This window comes from Streptomyces sp. RLA012 (assembly GCF_056270325.1).
In genome coordinates, this window is the sequence record NZ_JBWDPA010000002.1 from 9,936,482 (window position 1) to 9,961,768 (window position 25,287).

Below are 25,287 nucleotides of genomic sequence, written 5' to 3' on the forward strand. Positions count from 1 at the left end.
AAGGTGGCGACATGCTGGAGACGGTGGGCCTGACGGCCGACGAGAGCGAGGTGTACCGCCTTCTGGTCGCCACCGGGACGGCGTCCGCTCAGGACATCTCCGGCCGCTCGGACCTCGACGTCGTGACCGCGCGACTGCTGCTGCGCGCGCTGGAGCACAAGGGCCTGGCGTCGGCGGTCGAGGACAGTCCCGAATGGTTCACGGCCGTGCCGCCGCAGGTGGCCCTCATGCCCCGGCTCCAACGCCACTTCGACGCCCTGGAACAGACCCGGGCCGCCGTCTACGAACTGGCGGAGACACACCGCCGCAGCGCATGGGCCCGGAGCACGGGCGAGGCCGTCGAGATCATCACCGGCGCGGCGGCACTGCGCCAGCATCTGCGCCAGCTCCAGCACGGCGCCGGCCGCGAGATGATGTGGTTCGTGAAGGCCCAGTACGTGGCCATGTCCCCGGAGAGCAACAAGGAGGAGTTCGACGCGCTGGACCGGGGCGTGCTCTACCGGGCCCTGTACGAGCAGGCGTACTTCGACGATCCCGACGCGGTGGACTACGTCGTCAAGGGCGTGTACGCCGGAGAGGTCGCCCGGGCGGTACCTCTGCTGCCGCTGCGGATGGCGATCGCCGACCGCTCGGTGGCCATCCTGCCGCTGGCCGCCTCGGGCACGTCCCGCAACCCCCGGGAACTGCGGGCCGCGGTGGTGCGGGAGAGCAGCCTGCTGGACGCGCTCATCGCCCTGTTCGAACACCACTGGGAGATCGGTGCCCCGCTCCGGGTGACCGAGGAGGGCCAGATCGGCGGCGCCGGCACCACGGATGCCGCCTCGCCGGTCGGGGAGGACCGGCACCTGCTCTCCCTGATGGTCGCCGGCATGACGGACGAGGCGATAGCCGGACAGCTGCGGGTCAGCAAGCGCACCGTCCAGCGGCGCATCCAGGGCCTGATGAGCCTGGCGGGCGTCGCGACCCGTATGCAGCTGGGCTGGCACGCGGCCCGCCGCGACTGGCTCTGAGCACGGCGGACACCGCAACGCAGACGAACAGGGCCCACCGGACCTGTCCGGCGGACCCTGTCCCTGTTCGTCCGGCCGCCGCGGCCGGACTGCGCCGCTCGCGGACGCAGTTGCCCGAGGATGTGACTACTCCGCGGAGCAGCCACCCGAGGACGTGGCTGCTCCGCGAAGGCGGCTACTTGAGCAGGTAGCCCTTGATGACGGTCTCCTTGAAGGAGTTGCCCGCCGCGTCCTCGACGTGGACGCGCAGGCTGACCGAGCCGCCCGCGGCGCGGCGCGGGTGCTCCACGGTCACGGTGCGCTCCATGCCGGAGCCCTTGACCCGCACCGACTGCCAGGTCTTCCCCTCGTCGAAGGAGACCTCGGTGGTGAAGACGCGGATGGGCGACGCCGGGGCGCCGGCCGTCCGCTGGATCAGGACCGGGATGTCGAGCTTGCGGCCGGCTTCGGCCCGGTTCCACTCGTCCAGCTCCGGCGACATACGGACCGCGTACAGCGGCAGCGCCTGCCTGGTCGCCGTGGTCTGCGACCGGAACCGCCATTCCGCCCGCACACTCGTGGAGACGGAGCTGGGGGCCATGTCACGGTTGTGCTCGACCGTCAGACGGTAGTCGGCCGGGGTGGCGTCGGCCGGGACGTCGCTCATGCTCCAGTCCTGGGAGACCAGCTCGCCGTTGCGCCACAGCTTCACCTCGGGCAGGCCGGACGTGGTGTCGGCCACCAGGTCGAGGTTGCCGTTGGCGGCCGACTGGAAGGGCCGGAACATCGTGTCGCCCTCACGGAAGGCGGCCATCTGGGACGAGAGGCCCACGGCCTGGATCCCGCCGTTCCAGCGCTCCTCGACCTGGGAGCCGGCCTTGTAGCCGTGCAGGTCGCTCAGGTAGCTCTGCCCGTGCGCGTCCGGGTCGAGGAAGCTGTTCTGGTCGAAGGCCGTCTGCCAGCGCAGGCCGTCGGCCGCCGAGAAGTAGTCGACGCGCCGGGCCGGGACCGGAATTCCCTCCATCGCCCGGCCGCTGAAGCGGACGTTGTCGACGTACGTCCACACGATGCGCGTGGCCGTGGTGCCGGGCGTGGTGGCGGCGAACGTGGTGTTCACCCTGGCCAGCTCCGACTTGCGGGGGTTGTAGGCCGGATCCGCCGGGATGGCGCCGTGCACCGGTCGCGTGAGGTAGTAGACCGAGGCGGGGTTCCCGTCCGCGCCGGCCGGGTCGCCCCAGACGCTGGTGACGAGGTAGGTGAACTTCGAGTCCTTGTACTGGGCCGTCGGCACCGCGTACACGCCGTCGATGTGGTCGGTGCCGATCGCGTTGTTCATGGTGACCGAGAGCAACTGGTCGGCCAGGCTGATCGTGCCGATCTCGGCCGACATGATGCGCGCGGAGCGGCTCGGTGCCGATACCGTGACGGGCTTCGCCTTCCGGGCGTCGATGGTCACCTGCCGGTCGGCGCTCATCACGACCTTCGGCACGCCGACGATGGTGCCCTCGGTGAAGGAGGCGTCGAAGTAGAAGCCGCTCACCGAGTAGGTGTCCTTCGGCAGTCGCACCACCGTGCTGCTCTTGCCGAGCGCCTCGACCTCGTACGCCTTGCCGTCGGCCGAGTTGACCAGCAGGTAGGCGTTGTCGGGGGCGGCGCCCGTGCGGCTCTTCATGCCGATGCGCAGGTCGTAGGACGGCTGCTCGACGTCCATGCCGAACGGGACACGCACCGACACCTGGCCGTCCGCGGTGCTCGCGGTCACCACACCGCTGTACGCGGCGTACGTCGTGGCGGCTTCCGGGGTCGCGGTCAGGGTGACGTCCGCCGTTCCGTGCGCGGGCACGGTGACCGTGTCGGCGCTGAGCCGGAACAGCCCGGCGGGGGCGGGCACGTCCTTCTTCCCGCTGCTCGGGTTGTCCTTCAGCCGAAGGGTGACCGGCGCGGCGCCCGGGTTGCGGTAGGTGATGGTCTCGGTCACCGGAGGCCTCTTGCCGTCCGTCCAGCGGATCAGCCCGAAGTCCAGTGCGGTGGTGTCGGCGGTGACGTCCTGGTCGACCGCCCGGGCGACGTCGACGCGTCCGGCGCCCTGGAAGTAGGCGCCGTGCTCCTTGGCGCCGGTCGCCGACTGCATCAGCTGGCGCTTGACCTGCTCCGCCGTCCAGTCCGGGTGCTGCTGGAACAGGATGGCGGCGGCTCCGGTCACATGGGGCGTGGCCATGGACGTGCCGCTCATCGCGACATAGCCGTCGTCGGCGGTGGTGCCGCCCGCCTGGGCGGCGACGACGTTGACGCCGGGGGCGATGATGTCCGGCTTGAGGCCTGAGTCGCCCACCCGCGGGCCGACCGAGCTGAAGACGGCCAGGTCGTCGTCCTCCTCGGCCGCGCCGACGGCCAGCGCCCGGTCGTCGGAGGCGGGCGAGGAGACCTTGTCGGGACCGCTGTTGCCGGCCGCGGCCACGACCAGCGTGCCGTAGTCACGGGTCACGGTGTCGACCATGGCCTCAAGGGCGTCGGTCTCCGGTGTGTCCGTGTCGCCCAGGCTGAGGTTGATCACCTTGGCGCCGTGCTGGGCGGCCCAGGCCAGGCCCTCGACGATGTCGGAGTTGTCGCAGTTGCCGTCCGCGGTGCACACCTTGCCGGACAGGATCTGCACACCGGGTGCCACACCCTTGTACTTGCCGTCGGAGGCCGCGCCGGAACCGGCGACCGTGGAGGTCACATGGGTGCCGTGACCGTTCAGGTCGTCGGTGTTGGGCTCGGTGGTGAAGTTCGCGGACTCGGTGACGAGGCCCTTGAGGTCCGGGTGGTCGGGGTCGTAACCGGTGTCGAGCACGGCGACCTTGACGCCGGTGCCGGTGTAGCCCTTCTCCCAGGCGTGCGGGGCCCCGATGCGCGGCACCGTGCTGTCGAGCTGGATCCTGGAGTGGCCGTCCAGCCAGACCCGGCGCACACCCGCTCCGAAGGACGTGGCGTCCGCCCGGCCGGGGGCGATGCCCTTCCAGAACCCGGCGGCGTCCGCGCGGTGTTCGCCGAGGGTCGCGAAAGGGGTCCCGCCGATGGGGCGGACGGTGTCGGCACCGGCGGCGGTCAGCTGTCGCCGGGCGGTGCCCGCGTCCCCGGCGTACTCGACGATCAGCGGCAGGCTCGACCGCTGCGCGTACTTGCCCCGGACCAGGGCGGAGACGTTGAACAGCGCCTTGTCGAGGCGGCCCGTCGCGAGCAGCGGGAGCGTGTCGGCGGGTATGACCGTCCAGTCGCGACCGGCCTGGCGCTTGATGAACGCGACTCGTTCACGGCCCTCGGCGGGCTCGACCGACACACTCTGCTTGCCCGAGGTGTCCGTCTCCAGCGTGACGCGGTCGCCGGTGATCAGGGTGAGCTGATGCCGGGAGGTGATCGGCGACCGGGCCGCTCCGGTCTGCGCGGCGGCTTCCGTTCGCCCGGTGTGCGGGCCGAGGTCCTGAGCGGCGCCGGGGGCGGCGGTCAGACCGGCCACGAGCGCCACGAGGGCGGCGGCCGCCGCCGTATACCGAGGCCGGGGAGGGCGGATCCCGGGGCGCCACCTGTTGTTCATGTCTCTCATGGGAGGACAGCGTGGTGCCGTCAAGTGCCGAGGTCAGCAGTTTGCCCTGTCCACCAGGCGTCAAGTCACCTTTACGCCAACCCCTATACTTCATAAAGAGGGTAAAAGTGGCCAGGTTGGCGGCTCATGGACGAACCGAGCGAGCCGCTCCCCGGGTGGTGTCAAGCCGGCGGCCGGAGATCACGCACAGTCTTTCCTTGCCGGCTCGACCGGAAGCCCTTCGGCTGCCCTCGGCGGCGAGTACTGTGCCGTAGCCCGTAGCCCGTAGCCCGTAGCCCGTAGCCCGTAGAAGCCGTATCTCAACCGAACGTGATCCCGTGATTTCGCCTGCTCAGACATGGTTTCGCTCGGGGTGAGGGAGGCATGCGGCGTCTTGTGTCCGCTTCATGACCGAGGGGTGCGCGGTGGCGTCGGTGCTGGGAATGCTGGAGGAGCGCGGCGGTCCGCGGGCAAGGGATCGGTGAAGGCCAGGGAGATCGCGGTGGAGCTGGGCCTTGGGACGACGCCGGCGAAGGTCGAGGGGGTGCGTTCGAAGGCCAGGCGCCTGGCGGATGGCTCTTCCTGGAGGCGTCGGGGATGTTCAGTGCCGGCCGGCGGTCCGTGGCCGTGCCAGACGCCGGTTCATCCGGGTGACCATCGACCACCGGATCACCGCCTCGCTGCTGGTCGGCAACGTCTCGTAGTCCCGGGCCAGGCGGCGAGAGTTCATCAGCCATGCGAACGTGCGCTCTGCCACCGAGCGTCTGGGGAGCACCACGAACCCTGTCATGTCGTCGGTGCGAGACAATCACACGATGGTGCAGCCGAGTTGGACTGGACGGGCTCGGACACGTACAACAAGGCCGTACGACCTCCGGCACGCCGGGATTTCGTTCTGGCTCTACTCCGGTGTGGACCCGGCCGAATGCGCTCGCCGCGCCGGCCAGAGCATCGAGGTTCTCTTCCGTCACCACGCCAAGTTCCTTGATGGCGTTCGAGAACAGGCGAACCGCCTCATCGAGCAGTCCATGCAGGAGTGGGGGCGTGTCAGTCGAGGCGAAGCGACCGGGGACTGATCCGCGGGTTTTGGTCCGTGACTGGTCCGGAAGCACTGGTCAGGAACGGCATAGCTGTGGGACGAATTGGGAGTTGGCGTGCAAGCCGGACTTCGCCGTGAGTAGGCGGAGTGAAAGGCGCCTGACGGATAAAAGACCAGGTCAGGCGCCTTTTTTCGTGCGCCTAGAAGAAGCCCAGCTTCTTCGGTGAGTACGACACCAGGAGGTTCTTGGTCTGCTGGTAGTGCTCCAGCATCATCTTGTGCGTTTCGCGGCCGATACCGGACTGCTTGTAGCCGCCGAACGCCGCGTGCGCGGGGTAGGCGTGGTAGCAGTTCGTCCATACCCGGCCCGCCTGGATGGCGCGGCCCGCCCGGTAGGCGGTGTTGATGTCACGCGTCCATACGCCGGCCCCGAGGCCGTACAGCGTGTCGTTGGCGATCTTGATGGCGTCGTCGAAGTCGTCGAACGACGTGACGGAGACGACCGGGCCGAAGATCTCCTCCTGGAAGATCCGCATCCGGTTGTCGCCCTCGAAGATCGTCGGCTGGACGTAGTAGCCGCCCTTCAACTCGCCGTCGTACTCGATGCGTTCACCACCGGTGCGGATCGTGGCGCCCTCCTGCCGACCGATGTCCAGGTAGGAGAGGATCTTCTCCAACTGGTCGTTGGAGGCTTGCGCGCCGATCATCGTGTCGGTGTCGAGCGGGTGGCCCGGCTTGATCAGCTCGGTGCGGGCGACCGCCGCCTCCAGGAACTCGCCGTAGTGGCCGCGCTGCACCAGTGCCCGCGAGGGGCAGGTGCACACCTCGCCCTGGTTGAGCGCGAACATCGTGAAGCCCTCCAGCGCCTTGTCCCTGAAGTCGTCGTTCTTCGCCCAGACGTCGTCGAAGAAGATGTTGGGGGACTTGCCGCCGAGCTCCAGCGTGACCGGCTTGATGTTCTCCGAGGCGTACTGCATGATCAGCCGCCCCGTCGTCGTCTCACCCGTGAAGGCCACCTTCGCCACCCGCGGGCTGGATGCCAGCGGCTTGCCCGCCTCCACGCCGAAGCCGTTGACGATGTTGACGACGCCCGGCGGCAACAGGTCCGCGATCAGGCTCATCCAGTAGTGGATGGACGCCGGAGTCTGCTCGGCGGGCTTGATGACGACCGCGTTCCCCGCCGCCAGCGCCGGGGCGAGCTTCCAGACCGCCATCAGGATCGGGAAGTTCCACGGGATGATCTGCGCGACCACGCCGAGCGGCTCGTGGAAGTGGTACGCGACGGTGTCGTCGTCGACCTCGCCGAGCGAGCCCTCCTGGGCACGGATCGCCCCCGCGAAGTAACGGAAGTGATCGATGGCGAGCGGGATGTCGGCGGCCAGCGTCTCGCGGACCGGCTTGCCGTTCTCCCAGCTCTCGGCGACCGCCAGCTTCTCCAGGTTCGCCTCCATCCGGTCGGCGATCTTGAGCAGGATGTCGCCGCGCGCGGTGACGGAGGTGCGGCCCCAGCCGGGCGCGGCCGCGTGCGCCGCGTCCAGCGCACGTTCCACGTCCTCGGCGGTACCCCGCGCCACCTCCGTGAACGGCTGCCCGTTCACCGGACTCGGGTTCTCGAAGTACTGCCCGCGAGCCGGCGGAACGTACTCGCCGCCGATGAAGTGGTCGTAACGGGCCTGGTAGGAGACGATCGCGCCCTCGGTGCCGGGCGCCGCGTAACGGGTCATGCTGGTCTGCCTCCCGGAGAAGCGCTGCCCGCCGTTGGGCAGCTCTCGCCGCGAGGCTAGGCGCGGGAACGTTGCAACGACGTTGCGGACGAGGGCGGTCGGCCCTGCCCGTCGTGTGATCCGTCGCGCCGCCCGGGCGCCATCGGGTGCGCCCAGCCCGGTGGTGCCGCCTGCTCGGACTCCAGCTCGTCCAGGCGTGCCCGCACCGCCGCCGTCGGGCGTACGACGGCCAGCGCCCGCCATACGCCGAGGTCGTCCTCGCCCCACGGAGCGCGCACCCAGTCCGCCAGCAGGTCGGGGTCGCGGCGGGCGATCAGCGCCGTACGCAGCCCGTCGGCGAGCCGACGCCGCAACCGCACCACTGCCGGGGCTCCTGAACCCGGTAGCAGCGGACCGGCGTACGCCGCCGCGGCCGCCGTCACCGCGCCCGTCCCGAGCCGCCGCTCGACGATCGCCACGTCGGACTCGACCGGCGCCGTGAGCCGGTAGGGGCGTGAGGCCAGCAGTCCGGGACCGAGGAGGCGGCGCAGGCGGGTCAGCTCCGCGCGCAGCGTCACCGGCGTCACCGACTCGTCCTCGTACAGCGCGCACAGCAACTCGTCGCCCGTCAGGCCTTCCGGGTGCCCGGCCAGCAGTACCAGGATCTCGCTGTGCCTGCGGCTGAGCCTGACCTTGCGGCCGCCCGCGACCAGTCGCGCCTCGTCGCGGCCGAGCGCGGTCAGCTCGACCGCGTCGTCCGTCGCCTTCGCCGGTGTGAGCAGAGCCAACTGGGACTCGGCGGCCCGCGCCACCGCCTGGACGAAACCGAGACTGTGCGGATGCGCGAGCCCGTCCCCGCCGGTGATGTCCACCGCGCCGAGCAGTCGCCCGGTGCGCGGATCGTGCACCGGGGCAGCCGCGCACGTCCACGGCTGGACCCGGCGGATGAAGTGCTCGGCCGCGAACACCTGCACCGGCCGGTCGACGGCGACCGCCGTCCCCGGTGCGTTCGTTCCGACCGAGGTCTCCGACCACCGTGCGCCCGGCACGAAGTTCATCCGCCCCGCCTGCCGCCGGGTCGCCGGATGTCCCTCGACCCACAGCAGCCTGCCCTGTGCGTCGCACACCGCCAGGAGGTGCTCGCCGTCCGACGCGAACGTCCCCATGAGTTCGCGGAACAGCGGCATCACCTGTGCCAGGGGGTGCTCCGCCCGGTAGGAACCCAGATCGCCGTCCGTGAGCTCCACCCTTGCCGTCCCGTCCGGTACGACCCCCGCGCGTGCCGAACGCCGCCAGGAGTCGGCCACCACGGAGCGCACCGGCCGTGGCACCGTGCCCGCCTCGGTGAACGCCTCGTGGGCGCGGCGCAAGGTCCGCACCCGCTCGACGGGATCGGTTCCCGGTTCCAGGGCCACCCACGGATCGGTCAACTCGGCCTCCCGGAAGGCGATGCGGCTGGGACCATCGTCACTCCCGGTGCGGGCGCGGACAAGCGATGTGACAGCCTTCCTCGCACGGCGCCCGCATCGGCGCGTAGCCCCGACACCGCGGTGGCTCCTCGGTCAGGCGGAGCTGACGAGCCTTATGTACCGCGTCCAGTCCCAGTTCGCCCCCGGATCCGTGTGGTCGGTGCCCGGCACCTGGTAGTGGCCGATGATGTGCGTCCGGTCCTTGGGGATGCCGTACTTCGTGCAGATCGCGGCGGTCAGCCTGGCCGACTCCTCGTACAGCGCGTCGGTGAAATAGGCCGGCTGGTCCACCCAGCCCTCGTGTTCGATGCCGATACTGCGGGTGTTGTAGTCCCAGTTCCCCGCGTGCCACGCGACGTCGCGCTCCCTCACACACTGTGCGACATGCCCGTCGGCCGATCGCACGAGGTAGTGGGCGGACACCATCTTCTGCGGGTTCTGGAAGATGGACACGGTCTTGGAGTAGCTCTCCTGCGTGACGTGAATGACCACGTAGTCGAGCGGATAGGCCGTCGGCCGGCTGGACGCCGTGTAGTTGGACGTGCTCCCCGGTGCCCATTCGGCGAGCGGGTAGTCGACGGCCGAGGCCTCCGCGGTGGCATGCGCGCCGGGAAGTAACGCGTAGGGGAGGGCGGCGAGGGCGGCGCCCTTGAGCAGCCGTCGCCGACTCGGAAACGATCTTGCCCGTTCCATGGGGTGGTTGCCTTTCGGTGGTGGGGGACAACTCTCTGTGCTGTGCTGTGCTGTGCTGTGTTGCGCTCTGCTGTGTGGTGAGGGTGAGGTGATGGTCCGCGCCCGGCAGGGCACGGGGTGCCGGACCGGGAGCCGCAGGTCGTCGCGTCGGCCTCGGTGATGATCGCGGGGCCGGCGACCGTTTCCCACTCAGGGCTGCGCAGACTGTCCGATCAGCCGGCGCGGACCGTGCGATCAGGGCCGCGAACCCTTCCGCTCAGCGGCGCAGCGCTGCCGCCGTCTCGCGCAGTTGCGCGTGCAGACCGCGATGTGACTCGCGCCGGGGCAGCCATTCCTTGCGGAGCTTGGCGACGCACGTGTAGTTGGTGTCGCAGACATTGGCGAGCGGCGACTCGACCGCCTGGGTCGCGAACTGGTACGCGTCCAGTGCGCTGAACCCGTAGTCGCGCACCAGCCACTGCACCAGATCGAGCTGCGATATTCGGAACGCGTCCTCCAACGGACGCGCCGAACCGGTCGAGATGATGTGCGTGTCGGACTCGATGCGCGGCCAGGGGGTGGCGACTCCCTTGAGCAGCTCGACGATCACCATCGTGTTCATCGCGCACTCGACGGCCACTCCACACGTCTCGCCCTCGCCCTGCCGCGCATGGCCGTCACCGAGGCTCAACAGGGCGCCTTCGACATTCACCCCGAGGAAGCAGGTGACGCCGGCCCGCATCTCCGGAGTGTCCATGTTCCCGCCGTGCGCGTCCGGCACCAGCGCGGAGCGTACCTCCAGATTCGCGGGCGCCACACCGACGGTGCCATGCATCGGATCCATGGGCAGCTCGATCTGGATGTCACTGTCCCGCGCGCTGAACAGGGCGGTACGCCGCTCCCGGTCGAGCTGCCAGATCCACACGGTCTCCGGCAGCGGCGGCTGCAGCGTGGCCGTGGTGTGCGTGGAGGTGAGCGCGCCGAAGAGAGGGACCGTGGTCGAGGCCGCCCAGTCGCGGGCCGGTTCGATCGACACGAAGTGCACCGCCACCGTGTCGCCCGGCTCCGCGCCCTCCACATGGAAGGGGCCGGTCTGCGGATTGAGGAACGGGAACTCGCACACCTCGGACACCAGGTCCTGCTCGGAGCGGACCCGCCCCGCGAAGCAGTCCTCCGTGTACAGATCGAGGACGGTCCCGGGCGCGATGCGTGCGACGGGCGGCGCGCCGCCGAACGTCCAGGCGTACTCGCCCGGTTCGGGACGCACGGTCAGGATCCGGGGGTCACTCATGGCTGCACGGCTCCGCTCTGCCGAAGGTCGGGGGACGAGGTCTCGTCGAGGTGGACACGGGCGGTCTCGGCTATGCGCCCGGGGTGGCGGCGCAACAGGACGATCAGTACCACGACTCCAGCCATCATCCAGACTCCGACGACCGGTCCCGCGTACGACACGGGGGTGGTCGGCTCGGAAACGAGGTCGAAGACCGGCAGGCCCGCGGCGGTCGGCAGCGCCGGGACGAAGGCGACGATGCCCAGCAGTGGGAACGGCAAATGGCGTACGGGTTTGAGCAACTCGCGCCTGCGGCGCAGGAAGTAGCCCGCGCAGGCGAGGTCCACCACGACGTACACACCGATGACGACCGTGACGATGACCGTCGCGAGCAGGAGGACCGCCGTCACCGGGCCATGGGCGAAGCCGAGTCCCAGCATCGCCGCGACCGCCACGACGCATTGCACGGCGACTCCGGCGACGGGGGAGCGGTGTCGGAGGTGCATGCGCGCGAAGATCCGGGGGATCTCGCGCAGTCCGACGGCCCCGTGCCGCAGTCCTTGAACCGTCTCCCCCGACATATGAACTCCCGATCCCCGATGTGTCCGGCCACCCAGTCGTCGGCCCGACGGCTGCGCCTCGCGTGAATTACGGTACGGCGCTTGCCGGTTGGACGGGAGTAGCACCGAGTGCGGTGGTGGACAACTCCGGGACTGTGGACAACTCGGTCACCCGTGAGGAGGACAGAACCACCGGAGACGCTGTGCCCGCCGGTGGATTACGACCGCCCCGCGGCCCCCGCCGGATCGTCGAGCACCGCCCGCACCACCGAGTGGGCGGCGCCCAGCAGCGGCCCCTCCGGTCCCAGCCGTGACACGGTCACGGCACAGGCGGGGCCCGCAGTGCGCCGCGCCAACTCGCTCTCCAGCGAGGGCAGCAGCCACGGCGCGAGGCCGGACAGCGCTCCCCCCAGCACGACGGTCTCCGGATCGAGCAGATTGACCGCCCCCGTCAGCGCGATACCGAACGCGGTTCCCGCGTCGCGCAGGGCACGCCGTACCGCCGTGTCGCCCCGGGCCGCGCGCTCGGCCAGCAGCCCGACGCGGTCCTCGCCCGGCTCCAGACCGGCCGCGCGCAGCACGGCCTCCTCACCCGCGTACTGCTCCAGGCATCCCCGTCCGCCGCACGGGCACGCGGGCCCTTCCGGACGTACCGGCACATGCCCCAGTTCGCCCGCGAATCCTCGCGTTCCGCGCAGTAGCCGCCCGTCCACGAGCACCGCCGCACCGATGCCGATCTCCGCCGAAACATGCAGGAAGTCGCGCGGAGTGGCCTCCCCGAGCCAGAGTTCCGCGAGGCCGCCGAAGTTGGCCTCGTTGTCCACGGTCAGCGGAAGCTCAGCGGGCAGCAGCGCACCGAGGTCCGTGTCGTGCCAGTCGAGGTTGGGGGCACGGGTCACGGTCCGGGCGTCGCGTGCCACCAGACCGGGTACGGCGACCGCGAGGCCCGCGGGCCACAGCCCCTCCCGCTCGGCCTCGGCGATGACCTGACGCACCAGCGTGGTCAGCTCCTCGATCACCGGCTCGGGCGGTCGACCGCGGTTCGTGCCGTGCCGCACCGCCCGCGCTCGCACGTGACCCCGCAGATCGACCGCGCACACCGCCAGATGGTCGACGCCCACCTCCGCGCCTATCCCCGCGGGGCCGTGCCCGCTGACCGCGAGTGCCGAGCCCGGTCGCCCCACCCGGCCGGGCCGCTCGGGGCCCAGCTCTTCGAGGAGCCCCGAGTGGATCAGCTCGTCGACCAGTGTGGAGACGGCCGCCCGGGTCAGACCGATGTGCGAGGCGACCGCGGCGCGTGACAGCGGCCCCTTCGCGCTCACGGTGTGCATGACACGGGAGAGGTTGCGGCGGCGCATGCCCTGTTGGGTGTCGGGCAGCCGACGGCCGGAACCGGTCGGATGGGCCTCGTGCAGCGGTGCGGTCATGCCTCCGTCAGTCCTCGTCCGACCGGTCCCCTCGGGACTGTCCTCGTCCGTGCCTGGTCAGTTCCTGTCCGGCTCCCGCTCCAGCAGCGGGGCCGCGTCGGAGAGTACCCCGGCGATCCTCGCGAGCGTCTGCTCGTCCCGCTCCACGGCGTCGAGCACCGGCCCGCGGGCCGTGTCCCAGCGCCGGGCGACCGCGGCCGGGTCCTCGCCGGTCAACAGGCCCGCGGCCTGCGCGGCGGCGCCCAGCGCGACCAGCTCCTTGGCCTCGGGCACCTGAACCGGACGCCCCGACAGTCGGCGTACCGTCTCCTGCCAGGCCGTTCCGCGGGCACCCCCGCCGATGAGCAGCAGCGGCGCGGAGCGGTCCGCGTCCGGGTCGAGCACCAGGTCGAGGGCTCCGAGGAGGGAGTGGACCGCGCCGTCGTACGCCGCCTGGAGCAGTTGCCCGCCCGTCGTGTCGTGCCGGAGCCCGTGCAGCAGGCCCGAGGCGTGCGGCAGGTTCGGCGTGCGCTCACCGTCCAGGTAGGGGAGCAGCGTCACGCCCGTGCCGGGCTCGACAGCCTCACGGTCAAGGCCCAGCAGCGCGGCGACACGGTCGACGGCGAGTGTGCAGTTCAGCGTGCAGGCCAGCGGAAGCCAGTGGCCGTGCGCGTCGGCGAAGCCCGCGACGGTGCCGGTCGGGTCGGCGGGGCGCCGTGTCGATACGGCGTACACCGTGCCGGAGGTGCCGAGGCTCAGTACCGCGGTGCCCGGGCGCAGTCCGAGGCCGAGTGCGGCGGCGGCGTTGTCTCCGGTGCCGGCGGCGACCAGCGTGCCCTTGGAGAAGGGCAGCTCTTCACGTGCGTGCACGGTGCCGGCCACCTCGCCGGGGCGGACGATGCGGGGGAGCAGCGCGGGGTCGAGGCCGACGTGCGCGAGGACCTCCTCGTCGTACTCCTCGGTCCCGGACGCCCACCATCCCGTGCCGGAGGCATCGCCGCGGTCGGTGGTGCCCTCCCCGGTGAGACGTTCGGTCAGGTAGTCGTGGGGCAGCCGGACGGCCGCGGTCGCGCGTACGGCGTCGGGCTCGTTCTCGGCCAGCCAGGCCCACTTCGTGACCGTGAAGGAGGGGCCCGGCACGCTGCCGGTGCGCTCGGCCCAGGCCTTCGGGCCGCCCAGCTCCTCGACCAGCCGACGGGCCTGCGGAGCGGAGCGCACGTCGTTCCACAGCAGGGCCGGGCGTACGGGATCGCCCTGGGCGTCGAGTGTGACGAGCCCGTGCTGCTGGCCGCCGATCGACACCGCCGCGGCCTCGTGGGCCGCCTCGCCGCACTGGTGCAGCGCCGCGCGGAGCGCGTCCCACCACTGGCGAGGGTCGCTCTCGCGGCCCGCTCCCGTGGTGACGGAGTGCGGTGCCTGCCCGCTCGCCACCACCCGTCCGGTGGATGCGTCGACGACCAGGGCCTTGGTGGACTGGGTGGATGTGTCCACCCCGACGACGAGCGGACCCTCGGCTGCTGACATCAGGCTCTCCCTTTTCCGCGACTCCGCGGGATCTGTCCTGGTGGTGGGGCTCCCGGACCGGCGCGGCCCAGGTTTCGCACTTCGTCTCTTCCCAGAGATGCTTCCGCATACTAATTTGTTAACCGCCATGACGAAATAGTCGGAGCTAGCAAGGAGCCGCGGCATGAACTACCAGCCCACCCCCGAGGACAGGTTCACCTTCGGCCTGTGGACCGTCGGCTGGCAGGGAAGGGACCCGTTCGGCGATGCCACCCGGCGCGCCCTGGACCCGGTCGAGTCGGTACAGCGCCTGGCCGAGCTGGGCGCCTACGGCGTGACCTTCCACGACGACGACCTGATCCCCTTCGGGTCCTCGGACAGCGAGCGCGAGTCGCACATCAAGCGCTTCCGCCAAGCCCTGGACGCGACCGGCATGCGGGTGCCGATGGCCACCACCAACCTGTTCACGCACCCCGTGTTCAAGGACGGCGCGTTCACCGCGAACGACCGGGACGTACGCCGCTACGCGCTGCGCAAGACGATCCGCAACATCGACCTCGCGGTCGAGCTCGGGGCCCAGACGTACGTCGCCTGGGGTGGCCGTGAGGGTGCCGAGTCCGGTGCCGCCAAGGACGTACGTGTCGCCCTCGACCGCATGAAGGAGGCCTTCGACCTCCTCGGCGAGTACGTGATCTCCCAGGGCTACGACCTGAAGTTCGCGATCGAGCCCAAGCCGAACGAGCCTCGTGGCGACATTCTGCTGCCCACCGTCGGCCACGCGCTCGCCTTCATCGAGCGCCTGGAGCGCCCCGAGATGTACGGCGTCAACCCTGAGGTGGGCCATGAGCAGATGGCCGGGCTGAACTTCCCGCACGGCATCGCGCAGGCGCTGTGGGCGGGCAAGCTCTTCCACATCGACCTCAACGGCCAGTCCGGCATCAAGTACGACCAGGACCTGCGCTTCGGCGCCGGCGACCTGCGCTCCGCGTTCTGGCTCGTCGACCTTCTGGAGACTGCCGGGTACGCGGGCCCGAAGCACTTCGACTTCAAGCCGCCGCGGACCGAGGACTTCGACGGAGTGTGGGCGTCGGCCGCAGGCTGCATGCGCAACTACCTGATCCTGCGGGAACGTGCGGCCGCCTTCCGGGCCGACCCCGAGGTGCAGGAGGCACTGCGCGCCTCGCGCCTCGACGAACTGGCTCAGCCGACGGCGGCGGACGGCCTGAAGGGGCTGCTCGCGGACCGTGCCGCCTTCGAGGGCTTCGACGTGGAGGCGGCTGCCGCGCGTGGGATGGCCTTCGAGCGTCTGGACCAGCTCGCCATGGACCACCTGCTGGGTGCGCGCGGCTGATCGTGCGCTGTGAGGTGCGGGCCCGTCTGTCGGGCCCGCACCCGACATCTCCCTCCGTGGTTCTCTGCGTGGAATGATCCGGAATCATGCGATCCATGGCATGAGTCCGTATCAACTTCCGCGCGAGGGTCGCCTCATGACCCCGTTCGAGACGACTCTTGACGGTATGGCCACCCCGCCCTTCCCTCCCCAGCCTCCCCGGCCGCCAGGAAACACACCCCCTCCAGGAGACGGTGGCTTCGGCCCGCCGACCGGAGGATACGGGCCTCCGTCCGGAGGCCATGGTCCCCCTCCCGGGGGTTACGGTCCCCCGCCGCCCCCTGGACCTCCCGGTGATCCTGGAGGCCATCGTGGTGGGCGGCGCCGCAACCCGCTGTTCTTCCTCCTCGCCGCGCTCGTGGTCGTGGCGGCCGTTGTCGCCGTGGTGCTGATGACCAACAGCGGCAACACGCCCGACAAGAAGGGACCCACCGAGAGCAGCACCCAGGGCTCACCCTCCCCGTCGCTGAGCATTCCGACCGAGTTGCCCAGCGAACTGCCTTCGTCCCTGCCCTCGTCCCTGCCCTCGGAGCTGCCGAGCGATCTGCGCAGCATCCTGCCGAGCGACCTGGGGTCACTTCTCCCGGCGTCGGCGAACGGCACGATGCCGTAGGGGGCCACGGACGTGACCGGCACGCGCGCGTGTCCGCTGATCGCGATGCACGCGCGCGTGCCGTACGAAATGGGGACCGAGGTCAGATCCCGTGCGGCAGCCGCACGTACGTGACCGTGGTCTCGATGCCGCTGTCCACCAGACGGCCCTGCGCGTCGAACGCGCCCGCCCCGTCGGTCATCCCGAAGTCGTTGTCGTTGATGAGGGCGAGCGTGTCGTGGTCCACGCGCGCGACGCCCTCGATCTTGCCCGGCACCCCCGCGACCGTCCCCAGGTCCACGACCAGCCGCTTGGCGAGCACCGGGACACCGGAGGCCGCCGGGTCGTCGAGCTCTTCCAGGGAGGGGGACGTCGTGTCGCTGTCCCAGCGACCGCCCAGGATGTCCGCCCCACGCGTGAGCTTCACCACCTGCAACCGCGCCGCCTTGTCCGTGCGTTCCTCCACCAGCAGGCGATCGTGACCGACGGCGACCACGGAGGAGATCTTCAGCTCGGACGTGTCGTCCTCGCTCGGGTCGACCACGTTCACCGGGTCGAAGCGGTAGGCGTACTCAGCGGTGACGGCTCGTTTCTTCGGGGAGAAGCGCAGCAGTCGCGTCGTGCGTGAGGCGTCGCCCGCGTCGGCGTCCGGCAGGGTGAGCGGGCTCTGTACGGCCATCACCAGGTCGCCGCCCGGGAGCTGGGCGAGCCCCTCGAAGCCGCGATTGATCTTCCGGTGCAGCAGGACGGCGGGCAGCGCCTCGACCACCGGGTAGTCCGCGCCCGTCAGGTTCAGTCCCTTGGGCACGTAGCGCGTAAGGACCTTCCCGCGCGCGGAGACGCGGATCAGCGAGGGCCCGTACTCGTCGACGAGCCAGAAACTGCCGTCCGCGGAGCGGACGATGCCCTCGGTGTCCAGCCCGTTCGGGTTGTACGTGAGTGGGGTCTGCGCGTCGTAGGAGTACGGCGCCTCGTCACGCCCCGCCTGGTTGGACAGCCCGGTGACCGGCTTTCCGGCGGACGTGGTGATCGGAATCGCGTCCAGGACCTTCACGGTGTCACCGGACACCCTGATCTTCACGATCGCCGGGTCGAAACCGGGCACCGGGAACGTACGGCGCTTGTTGCCGTCCACCTTGATCTGCCCGTTGGGCCCGCGGTCGGTGATCGTCCAGAACTCGCCCCGGCGCCCGGCCGGGTAGATGTCGCTGCCGATTCCGCCGAGGTCCACCCCGCGGTCGTCGCCCACCGTGCCGTGCAGCAGCGCGTTGCTGAACGTGCCCAGAGGGATGTCGCCGAGCGTCGCGGTGTGTGTCACCCGCGGCTGCGACGGGCGGTCCTGCGCACTCGCGGTGCCGACCGCCACGAGGGCGGCCAGCATCGCGAGCGGTACACCCGCGGCGACGGATCGGTGGACGTGGCGTCGGCCGAGGGTGTGCGGGGACATCGGGCCTCCTGGGGCACAAGTTCGTTGACAGCGGCCACAGTTGGCCGCCGCACCGAACAGAACGCGACTTCGAGGTGAATGTGGGTCGTCAACCACTCATCGGGTCGCCACCCGGGTCTCCCTCCGCCATGGCCAGGGCCGTGGCCGGATCCCCGGCCGCCGGCCCCGCGGGCGTCCAACGGCCCCGCTCCTTGCGGTACGGCCACCATCGGCCGTCCTGCCCCAGGCGCAGCTGAGCCGGCGCGCCGGCCGCGGTCCAGCGGTTGCGGGCGACGCGCAGTCGAGGCCGTTCGTCCTCTTCCCAGGCCGACTCCAGGGCGGCACGCGCGCGTACGAGTACGTCCCCCTCCAGAGTCCACTCGTCTTCGAGGACGGCGAGCGCGACCGCACCCCCGTGGTGCCAGGCCCGTACGGCGAGCGCCAGTTCCTGCCGGTCGCGCCCTGTCCCGTCGGCGAGCCGCTCGGCGATCGCGCTCTGCGTGGTGGCCGCCGCGAGCCGGACCGCGTCCTGCTCAGGGGTCAACTCCGCCTCTGGCGCTTCCTGTCCGTGAGCGGGCCGGAGGGCCTCGGCGAGCAGCCGGAACGCCTCGCCGGCCGCCGCGGCGGCCAGGAACTCGACGGCCGCCGGGTCCACTCCGGGTGCGGGCGCGGCCTCGGTGTCCAGGGAAGGCGGCCGGCCGGGCTCCTGGGGCAGCGACGGAAGGGCGGGCAGAGGCGGCAGGATGCCCCCGGTCGCGTACGCCTCGGCGGCGTCCACGCCCTCCTCGGGGAGTTCCGGTGCTGCCGGCGAGTCCTGTGCGGTCGCGCTGCCGCGCAGTTGAAGCCTGTCCAGCAACGTGCGCTCGGCGCGGCCGCGCATCAGCAACAGGGTGAAGGGATCCTGGTCCAGCAGCCGCGCCGTCTGATAGCACAGCGCCGCTGTGTGACCGCAGTGGTCCCAGGCCCCGCAGCCGCACTCGGCCTCCAGATCGCCGAGGCCCGGCAGCAGTTCGACTCCCGCGGCAGCCGCGTCCTCGACCAGATGCGGCGGCATCTCGCGGTCGAGCAAGGCCGCCACGTGTCCGGCCCGTTCGACCGCCATGTTTAGGAACCGGTCCCATTGCTCCGCGGTCAGCTCCTGAAGCAGCACGTCCGCGCGGTGCGCGGTGCCGTCCCGATCGTGAACGACGGCGGTGATACGCCCCGGACGCACCGACACGGCTCCCACCGCCCCGGCGCGCGCGAGCCTGCGGCCCGTCCTCACCTGCTCCGAGTCCAGGGCCGCGTCCTCCAAGGCCTGCAACCAGGCCCGGCCCCACCACGTCTGTGCGAAGCCCCGCCCCTGCGCGGGCGGCAGCGCCGCGAATGTGCGCTCCTCGTTCCGGTCCGTCATCGTGTTCCCCCTCGAAGCTCCACCAGGTCGGCCAGCTCGGCGTCGGTCAGCTCCGTGAGGGCCGCCTCCCCCGCCCCGAGGACCGCGTCGGCCAACTGCCGCTTGCGCTGCAACATCTCGGCGATGCGGTCCTCGATGGTTCCCTCGGCGATCAGCCGGTGCACCTGCACGGGCCGGCTCTGGCCGATGCGGTACGCGCGGTCCGTGGCCTGTGCCTCGACGGCGGGGTTCCACCAGCGGTCGTAGTGCACGACGTGCTCGGCCCGTGTCAGGTTCAGCCCTGTGCCCGCGGCCTTCAACGACAACAAGAAGACAGGGATTTCGCCCTCCTGGAAGCGGTCCACCATGGCCTCGCGCTCGTGGACGGGTGTCCCGCCGTGCAAGAACAGCGTCCGTACACCGCGCGCCGCCAGATGACGCTCCATGAGGCGTGCCATCCGCACGTACTGCGTGAAGACCAGAACGCTCGCTCCCTCGGAGAGGATGGTGTCGAGCAGTTCGTCCAGCAGCTCCAGCTTCCCCGACCTGCCCGGGATCTTCGGCCGGTCCTCCTTGAGGAACTGCGCCGGATGGTTGCAGATCTGCTTCAGCCCGGTGAGCAGCTTCATGATCAGGCCGCGGCGCGCCATGCTGTCCGCGCCCGAGATCTCCGCCAGGGTCTCGCGCACCACGGCTTCGTACAGACCCGCCTGCTCCCTGGTGAGCGACACAGCACGATCCGTCTCGGTCTTGGGTGGTAGTTCGGGCGCGATACCGGGATCCGACTTGCGGCGCCGCAGCAGGAACGGCCGTACCAGCCGGGCGAGTCGCTCGGCCGCGGCGGGATCCCGAGCGCCCTCGACGGCCTGCGCGTACCGCGTCCGGAAGGCGCCGAGGCTCCCGAGCAGGCCCGGTGTCGTCCAGTCGAGGATCGCCCACAGCTCCGAGAGACTGTTCTCCACCGGGGTGCCGGTGAGCGCCACGCGCGCGCGTGCACCGATGGTGCGCAACGCCCGCGCCGTCGCCGAATAGGGGTTCTTCACGTGCTGTGCCTCGTCCGCGACGACCATGCCCCATGGCACCTCGGCCAGTCGCGGCGCGTCGAGCCGCATCGTGCCGTACGTGGTGAGCACGAACTCCCCGGCCGAAAGGCCTTCCAGACTGCGTCGAGAGCCGTGGAAACGACGCAGGGGCGTGCCGGGAGCGAACTTCTCGATCTCCCGTTGCCAGTTGCCCATCAGCGAGGCCGGGCAGACCACGAGCGTGGGACCCGCAGCCGAGGCGTCGGTCTGCCGGTGCAGATGCAGGGCGATCAGGGTGATCGTCTTGCCCAGGCCCATGTCGTCGGCCAGACAGCCGCCCAGTCCCAACGAGGTCATTCTGGCGAGCCAGTTGAGGCCCCGCACCTGGTAGTCCCGCAGCGTCGCGGCGAGCGCGGCGGGCTGCCGGACCGGCTCCTGCCCCTCCGGGTCCGAGAGCCGCTCCCGCAGCGTCGCCAGCCACCCCGTGGGCCGTACGTCGACCATGCGGCCGTCGACCTCCGTGGAGCCCGTCAGAGCGGCGCTCAGCGCGTCGATGGGCGTGACCTTGCGGTCCTGTTGCGCCCGGGCGCGGCGCACCTCCTGCGGGTCGACGAGGACCCACTGGTCACGCAGCCGCACCATGGGGCGGTTCGCCTCCGCGAGCCGGTCCAGCTCCTGCCGGGTGAGCTGTTGATCGCCCAGCGCGAACCACCAGTCGAAGGACAGCAGCGCGTCCGCGGACAGGAAGGAGGGCGTGTCCGACGTGACCTTGTCCGGCCCCCGCTCGTCGTCCGGCGGGCCGATGACCGCCCGGGCGGTCAGCTTGCGCGCCAGTTCCTTGGGCCAGTGCACGTCGACGCCGGCGAACGCCAGCAGGCGGGCGCCCTCACCGAGGAGTTCGGTGACCTCCTCGTCGGCGAGTTCGACGGCGTCCGGCACCGTCGCCGACAGCAGCGGAGTGAGCGGGGGCCAGGCACGTGCCGCACGGCGCAGGGCAAGCAGAACGTCCATCCGCGCGCGCGGGCCGAAGACCGCTGATCCGGCCCCGGCCCAGACCGCGGAGGCGTCCGCGACGACGCCGGGATCGCGCACGCTGTGCACCTGCAGCACCCCGCGGAACGGCAGCCGAGCCTCGTCCGTCACGACCGACGCCAAGCCCGGGACCTCGACGCGCAGCGAGACACGTACACCGGCGTCGTGCCCCGCGGCGACGTCGGCGGCCCAGGCGCGCTGCTCCGGCACATGCTGCGGCTCCCGCGCCGCGAAGGCCGGACCTCCAGCGGCGAGCGACGCGGCGGGGGAGCGGGGCAGCGCGTCGGCGACCGCGTCGAGGAAGGCGCGCAGCAGCCGTTCCGGTTCCGGTAGCCGTGGCGCTACGAAGCCGTCCAGCGGCACGGTGTGCGCTTCGGGCGGCATCGCGGCGGCGAGCTCGCGGACCCGCTCCAGGTCGTCGGCGCGCAGCGGACCCGCGCGCCACGCGTCGTGGTCGCCGGCGGTCAGGCCCGGCAGCAGCAGGCCCCGCGCGGCGAGTTGGAGGGCGAGCACGGCCGCCGCGCCCCAGAAGGAGGTCGCCCGGTGCGCCTGCGCGGTGGCACGCGCGCGCGTGAGAACCGGCAGAGCGGAGCGCACCGGGAGCAGGACGGCGGGCACCGTCACGAGTTCGACGCTGCCGTTTCGGGGCAGCGCGACGGTCAGGTCTTCGGTCGTGCCGGACGCCACCACCGGAGGGACGTCGCCGTCGGGCCGCCAGAAGGCGACACTCCCGGTGCGGGACGGATCGGCGGGCACGAACACGGCACAGCAATGGGCCAGTTCGGAGATCTCGGCGGGCGTTGCCGCAGGAATTCTCTGCACAGCGATGGCGCATTCCTCAAATTTGACTACCGGGTCGGAGCCGTCGAGAGTACAGCACTTCGTATCCCGGGCAGGGATGTCCGGGCCGTGAGGTGCCTCACCGGGGCCCGGGGTGTACGTAACCCCCCTTGGGGCGCGGGGAAAGCCTCCGTACGTACACGGGTGGTGGCGCCATGGCCGCCGAGGGCCACCGATTCGTACGTTCATCAGGTCGGCCCGTTCCCTGAGAAACCGGAGACCTGCCATGCCCCAGACCGCCGCGACCGTAGCGGAAGACCCTCCGGGGGCGAGCGCCGGGCAGAGTTCCGGAAGTGAGTTCGCCCCCCTCCTGCGCACCGTCAAGCACCAGGGCCTCCTGGACCGGCGTCACAGCTGGTACGCACGCGTGATCGCCATGAACGCGCTGGCACTCGCCGGTGTGGTGACGGGCGTCGTCGTGATCGGCAACTCCTGGTGGGTGCTGCTCCTCGCCCCACTGCTCGCCGTGTTCTCGGCCCGGACGGCCTTCATAGGGCATGACGCGGGCCACTCGCAGATCACCGGCAACAAGTCGGCCGACCGTCTGATCGGCCTGATCCACGGCAACCTGCTCCTGGGGATGAGCTATGCCTGGTGGAACGACAAGCACAACCGCCACCATGCCAACCCCAACCACATCGACAAGGATCCCGACGTCGTCGCCGACGTCCTGGTCTTCACCGGCGAGCAGGCCAGGACGCGGGTCGGCTTCCGGCGCTGGCTCACTCGCAACCAGGCTTGGCTCTTCTTCCCGCTCACTCTCCTGGAGGGCGTCGCCCTGAAGATCCACGGCTTCCGGGACCTGCGCCGTCAGCCGCCGCGCGAGCGGGCTGTGGAGGCCCTGCTGCTGGTGACGCACGTCGTGGTGTACACGACCGTGCTGCTCGCCTCCCTGCCGCTCGGCAAGGCTCTCGCCTTCGCCGCGCTGCACCAGGCACTGTTCGGCCTGCACCTGGGCATGGCCTTCGCGCCCAACCACAAGGGCATGGAGATGCCCGATCCGGACGGTCGGCGCTGGGGTCATCTGCACCGCCAGGTGCTCACCTCGCGCAACGTACGCGGCGCCGCCCTGACCGACTGGTTCCTCGGCGGCCTCAATTATCAGATCGAGCACCACCTGTTCCCGAACATGCCCAGGCCGCATCTGAGGCTCGTCCAGCCGTTGGTGCGCGCACACTGCCGGGAATTGGGTATCTCCTACGCAGAAACCGGGCTCGTCGACTCCTACCGCCAGGCTCTGCGCCACATGTACGAGGTCGGCGAACCCCTCAGGACCGCCTAGCCACGCAGGAGCTCAGGGATGGGTAAGGGATACGCCTCAGGGATGTCTCAGGGTCGCGCACTGGAACCGTGAGAGGCACGGACCCGTTTTCAGGACAGAGAGCGGCAGCAGCCGCGAAGGAGGCGACACATGTCGAAGAACGCGAAGATCGCCGCAGGAGGTGTGGCGGTCGGCCTCATCCTGCTGATCTGGCTGCCCTGGTGGGCCGCCTTCCTGATCGTGCTGGGAGTTCCGGCGGCCGCGTACCTGACGCTGGACTCCTCGCAGCGGCGCAGGCTGCGCCGCATCACCCGCAAGGAACTCGGCCGCTGAGGAGCCGCCGCCCGGTGCGTCCTCGCCCAGCGCGCAGAGGCCGCCCACGTCGCCGTTCGCGGGCCTGCCGAAGGCATGCCCGCGAACGGCCGCACGGCCCGCTCCCTCCGGACGGTGACCGCCCCGGGCGTCGGGGCCACCGTCGGGACGCCCGGATTCTTCGCACGACGATCACCGGCATGACGCAGGGGCAGGGAATCGAGAAGGGAGCCGACGACTCCGTGGAGCGCCTCCGGGGCGGCCCGGCGGAGTGTGGGCGCGGCGGCGCGTCGCGCCGCTCACGGGGACCACGACAGGGCGCTGCGCGTACCCCTTGCCGATCCGGACGCGAGGCGTGGACCGACTGCGACCGTGTCAGTGGAATCCGGTGGGGCGTGGCCGCTCAGCTGGGGCGTACGGCCATCTTGTCGAGGGCCTCCAGGAGACCGGGCAGTTCGGGTCCACGACCCACGGGCAGGACCTCTCCGGGCTCCTCGTCGAGGAGGACGAACGCGATGTCGTCGGTCCGGGCGACCATGGACCAGCCGGGGCCGTCGGCGCGCAGGGTCCGGGCGTCGCCGGTGGCGAAGGACGAGCGGACCCGGCCGAGCGGCGGCGGCGTCTCCACGTAGGAGCGCGCCTCCGAGAGCACCCGGCGGACACCGCTGCGCACCGCGCCGCCGCTTTCGGTCTCGTCCTGAGGAGCGTCCTCGGCCCGCTCCCCGTCGTCCGACGTGACGAAGTCGCCGTCGTCGATCTGCTCCCGCCAGGTCGCCCACTGCAGGGCGATCTCGTCGGCACCGAGGCGCCGTTGGGCCGGTCCCCAGGTGGCGGTGTCCGGCGGGCTGAGCGCCGGTCGCTCCGTGACCTCGGTTGCGGGGTCGTGCGGGGCCGGCACCCCAGGAGCGGCGACGGCGACCTCAAGGGGCCAGCCCGGCAGCGCGGAGACGACCGTGCGCTCGTCGGGCGACAGCTCGTGCTCCATGCCGCAGTCCCAGGACGCGATGGCGACGGCGACCAGCGAGACGTCGTCGATGACGACCGTCCACCGCGCACCGTCGCCGTCCTGGCCGAGCACCAGACCGTACCCGTCGCTCAGGGGCGCCAGGCCGAGCGCCGCACAGGCCTCCGGGTAGTCGTCTCCCAGCACGCTGGGGAACTTCGCGGGCGTCAGCAGCACCGCCGTCAGCACATACAGAGCGTCGTCGTCCAGAGCGTCGTCGTCCCCGGTGGCCACGGCGCCATCGTCCGTCCCGGCCATCCCAGCCTCCCCATCGCTACGTTCGTCGGCGCACCATAATGCGACCGGAAGCCCCTTGTCACGAGCCAGAAACACACGTGGAGCTGCCGTTATCCGGCTGGACAGGGGCGAAACGGCCCGCCCACGACCCCGCGGACGGTCAGACGGTGGGCAGACCCAGCAGTGTCCGCGCCACCGTCCGCGGCGATTCGTCGCGCTCCCGCGCCAGGGCGATGACAGCGCGGCAGGCCAGCTCGTTCACCCCGAACGACAGCGCCTCGGGCGACACCCAGGTCGCGGCCTCGTCGATCTGCTCCTGGTCGTCCTCCGCGCACGCCGACACATACGCGGCGGCCGCCTCGAAAAGATTGTGTGTACGTTTCTCCGGCCGCCGCTTCGCGGGTCGCCGAGCCTCGGCCCCTTCGGCCGTTTTCCCCTGCCACAGCTTGCGGAGTCTGCCGAATTTGTCGGTCATCGGGCCACCTTCCCCCTGCGCGGTTGCCGTCGCTGATCGCTCTCTGTTCCTACTCAACGTAGAGTTGAAGTCCTGGCGGCAGAAGAGGGACGGCCCGGTGAAGCGTTAGGGGCGTCCCGTGGAATCCCCTCGTCCGTGCCGCGCGTACGTGT

The 25,287-nt window shown here is 71.0% G+C and carries 19 protein-coding genes; 5 read left to right on the forward strand and 14 right to left on the reverse strand.

Annotated features, from left to right (window positions below):
• Nucleotides 1-11 precede the first annotated feature (11 nt).
• A complete protein-coding gene (locus tag RV986_RS45280; RefSeq protein ID WP_475922910.1) occupies nt 12-1,010 on the forward strand; it encodes a helix-turn-helix domain-containing protein in 999 nt (332 codons plus the stop codon).
• Between the two features lie 175 nt (nt 1,011-1,185).
• Here RV986_RS45280 and RV986_RS45285 read toward each other — a convergent pair whose 3' ends face one another.
• From RV986_RS45285 to xylB, 9 genes are all read right to left on the reverse strand, one after another.
• Nucleotides 1,186-4,563 (reverse strand): S8 family peptidase, encoded by a 3,378-nt coding sequence (locus RV986_RS45285; RefSeq protein WP_475922911.1) that lies wholly within the window; start codon nt 4,561-4,563, stop codon nt 1,186-1,188.
• Nucleotides 4,564-5,152: 589 nt separating this feature from the next.
• Nucleotides 5,153-5,359 carry a hypothetical protein gene (locus RV986_RS45290; RefSeq protein WP_475922912.1) on the reverse strand — a complete coding sequence of 69 codons (207 nt, stop codon included), beginning with the start codon at nt 5,357-5,359 and terminating at the stop codon, nt 5,153-5,155.
• A gap of 431 nt (nt 5,360-5,790) precedes the next feature.
• Complete coding sequence (exaC, locus tag RV986_RS45295) at nt 5,791-7,314, reverse strand: acetaldehyde dehydrogenase ExaC (RefSeq protein WP_475922913.1); 1,524 nt, start codon at nt 7,312-7,314, stop codon at nt 5,791-5,793.
• A gap of 56 nt (nt 7,315-7,370) precedes the next feature.
• On the reverse strand, nt 7,371-8,723 hold the full coding sequence (locus RV986_RS45300) for a GAF domain-containing protein (RefSeq protein WP_475922914.1): 1,353 nt from the start codon (nt 8,721-8,723) through the stop codon (nt 7,371-7,373).
• Between the two features lie 132 nt (nt 8,724-8,855).
• A complete protein-coding gene (locus RV986_RS45305; RefSeq protein ID WP_475922915.1) occupies nt 8,856-9,455 on the reverse strand; it encodes an N-acetylmuramoyl-L-alanine amidase in 600 nt (199 codons plus the stop codon).
• 256 nt (nt 9,456-9,711) lie between these two features.
• Nucleotides 9,712-10,725 carry an acetamidase/formamidase family protein gene (locus tag RV986_RS45310; protein ID WP_475922916.1) on the reverse strand — a complete coding sequence of 338 codons (1,014 nt, stop codon included), beginning with the start codon at nt 10,723-10,725 and terminating at the stop codon, nt 9,712-9,714.
• On the reverse strand, nt 10,722-11,285 hold the full coding sequence (locus RV986_RS45315) for a hypothetical protein (protein ID WP_475922917.1): 564 nt from the start codon (nt 11,283-11,285) through the stop codon (nt 10,722-10,724). Before RV986_RS45315 ends, RV986_RS45310 begins: the two co-directional genes overlap by 4 nt.
• Before the next feature lie 197 nt (nt 11,286-11,482).
• Entirely contained in the window at nt 11,483-12,691 is a 1,209-nt protein-coding gene (locus tag RV986_RS45320) for an ROK family protein (protein WP_475922918.1), read from the reverse strand.
• Nucleotides 12,692-12,748: 57 nt separating this feature from the next.
• Complete coding sequence (gene xylB, locus RV986_RS45325) at nt 12,749-14,194, reverse strand: xylulokinase (RefSeq protein WP_475922919.1); 1,446 nt, start codon at nt 14,192-14,194, stop codon at nt 12,749-12,751.
• A 163-nt stretch (nt 14,195-14,357) separates the two neighbouring features.
• Between xylB and xylA the strand changes: the two genes are divergently transcribed.
• Both xylA and RV986_RS45335 read left to right on the forward strand, forming a co-directional pair.
• The gene (xylA, locus tag RV986_RS45330; protein ID WP_475922920.1) at nt 14,358-15,524 is read left to right on the forward strand and encodes a xylose isomerase; all 1,167 of its coding nucleotides are present in this window, start codon (nt 14,358-14,360) and stop codon (nt 15,522-15,524) included.
• 403 nt (nt 15,525-15,927) lie between these two features.
• The gene (locus RV986_RS45335) at nt 15,928-16,176 is read left to right on the forward strand and encodes a hypothetical protein (RefSeq protein WP_475922921.1); all 249 of its coding nucleotides are present in this window, start codon (nt 15,928-15,930) and stop codon (nt 16,174-16,176) included.
• 82 nt (nt 16,177-16,258) lie between these two features.
• On the opposite strand, the gene RV986_RS45340 is transcribed toward RV986_RS45335, so the two are convergent.
• From RV986_RS45340 to RV986_RS45350, 3 genes are all read right to left on the reverse strand, one after another.
• Nucleotides 16,259-17,602, reverse strand: a complete 1,344-nt coding sequence (locus tag RV986_RS45340; RefSeq protein WP_475922922.1) for an esterase-like activity of phytase family protein — start codon at nt 17,600-17,602, stop codon at nt 16,259-16,261.
• 88 nt (nt 17,603-17,690) lie between these two features.
• Nucleotides 17,691-18,974: an SWF or SNF family helicase gene (locus RV986_RS45345; protein WP_475922923.1), complete on the reverse strand. Its 1,284-nt coding sequence runs from the start codon at nt 18,972-18,974 to the stop codon at nt 17,691-17,693.
• Nucleotides 18,971-21,829 carry an SNF2-related protein gene (locus tag RV986_RS45350; RefSeq protein WP_475922924.1) on the reverse strand — a complete coding sequence of 953 codons (2,859 nt, stop codon included), beginning with the start codon at nt 21,827-21,829 and terminating at the stop codon, nt 18,971-18,973. The genes RV986_RS45345 and RV986_RS45350 overlap by 4 nt, the downstream gene beginning before the upstream one ends.
• A 244-nt stretch (nt 21,830-22,073) precedes the next feature.
• On the opposite strand from RV986_RS45350, the gene RV986_RS45355 reads away from it, so the two are divergent.
• Both RV986_RS45355 and RV986_RS45360 read left to right on the forward strand, forming a co-directional pair.
• A complete protein-coding gene (locus tag RV986_RS45355) occupies nt 22,074-23,129 on the forward strand; it encodes an acyl-CoA desaturase (RefSeq protein WP_475922925.1) in 1,056 nt (351 codons plus the stop codon).
• 129 nt (nt 23,130-23,258) lie between these two features.
• Nucleotides 23,259-23,441, forward strand: coding sequence for a hypothetical protein (locus RV986_RS45360; protein WP_475922926.1), 183 nt, complete (start codon nt 23,259-23,261; stop codon nt 23,439-23,441).
• A 382-nt stretch (nt 23,442-23,823) separates the two neighbouring features.
• Here RV986_RS45360 and RV986_RS45365 read toward each other — a convergent pair whose 3' ends face one another.
• Nucleotides 23,824-24,681 carry a hypothetical protein gene (locus RV986_RS45365; protein WP_475922927.1) on the reverse strand — a complete coding sequence of 286 codons (858 nt, stop codon included), beginning with the start codon at nt 24,679-24,681 and terminating at the stop codon, nt 23,824-23,826.
• A 139-nt stretch (nt 24,682-24,820) separates the two neighbouring features.
• Complete coding sequence (locus tag RV986_RS45370; RefSeq protein WP_475922928.1) at nt 24,821-25,135, reverse strand: hypothetical protein; 315 nt, start codon at nt 25,133-25,135, stop codon at nt 24,821-24,823.
• Between the last annotated feature and the right edge of the window lie 152 nt (nt 25,136-25,287).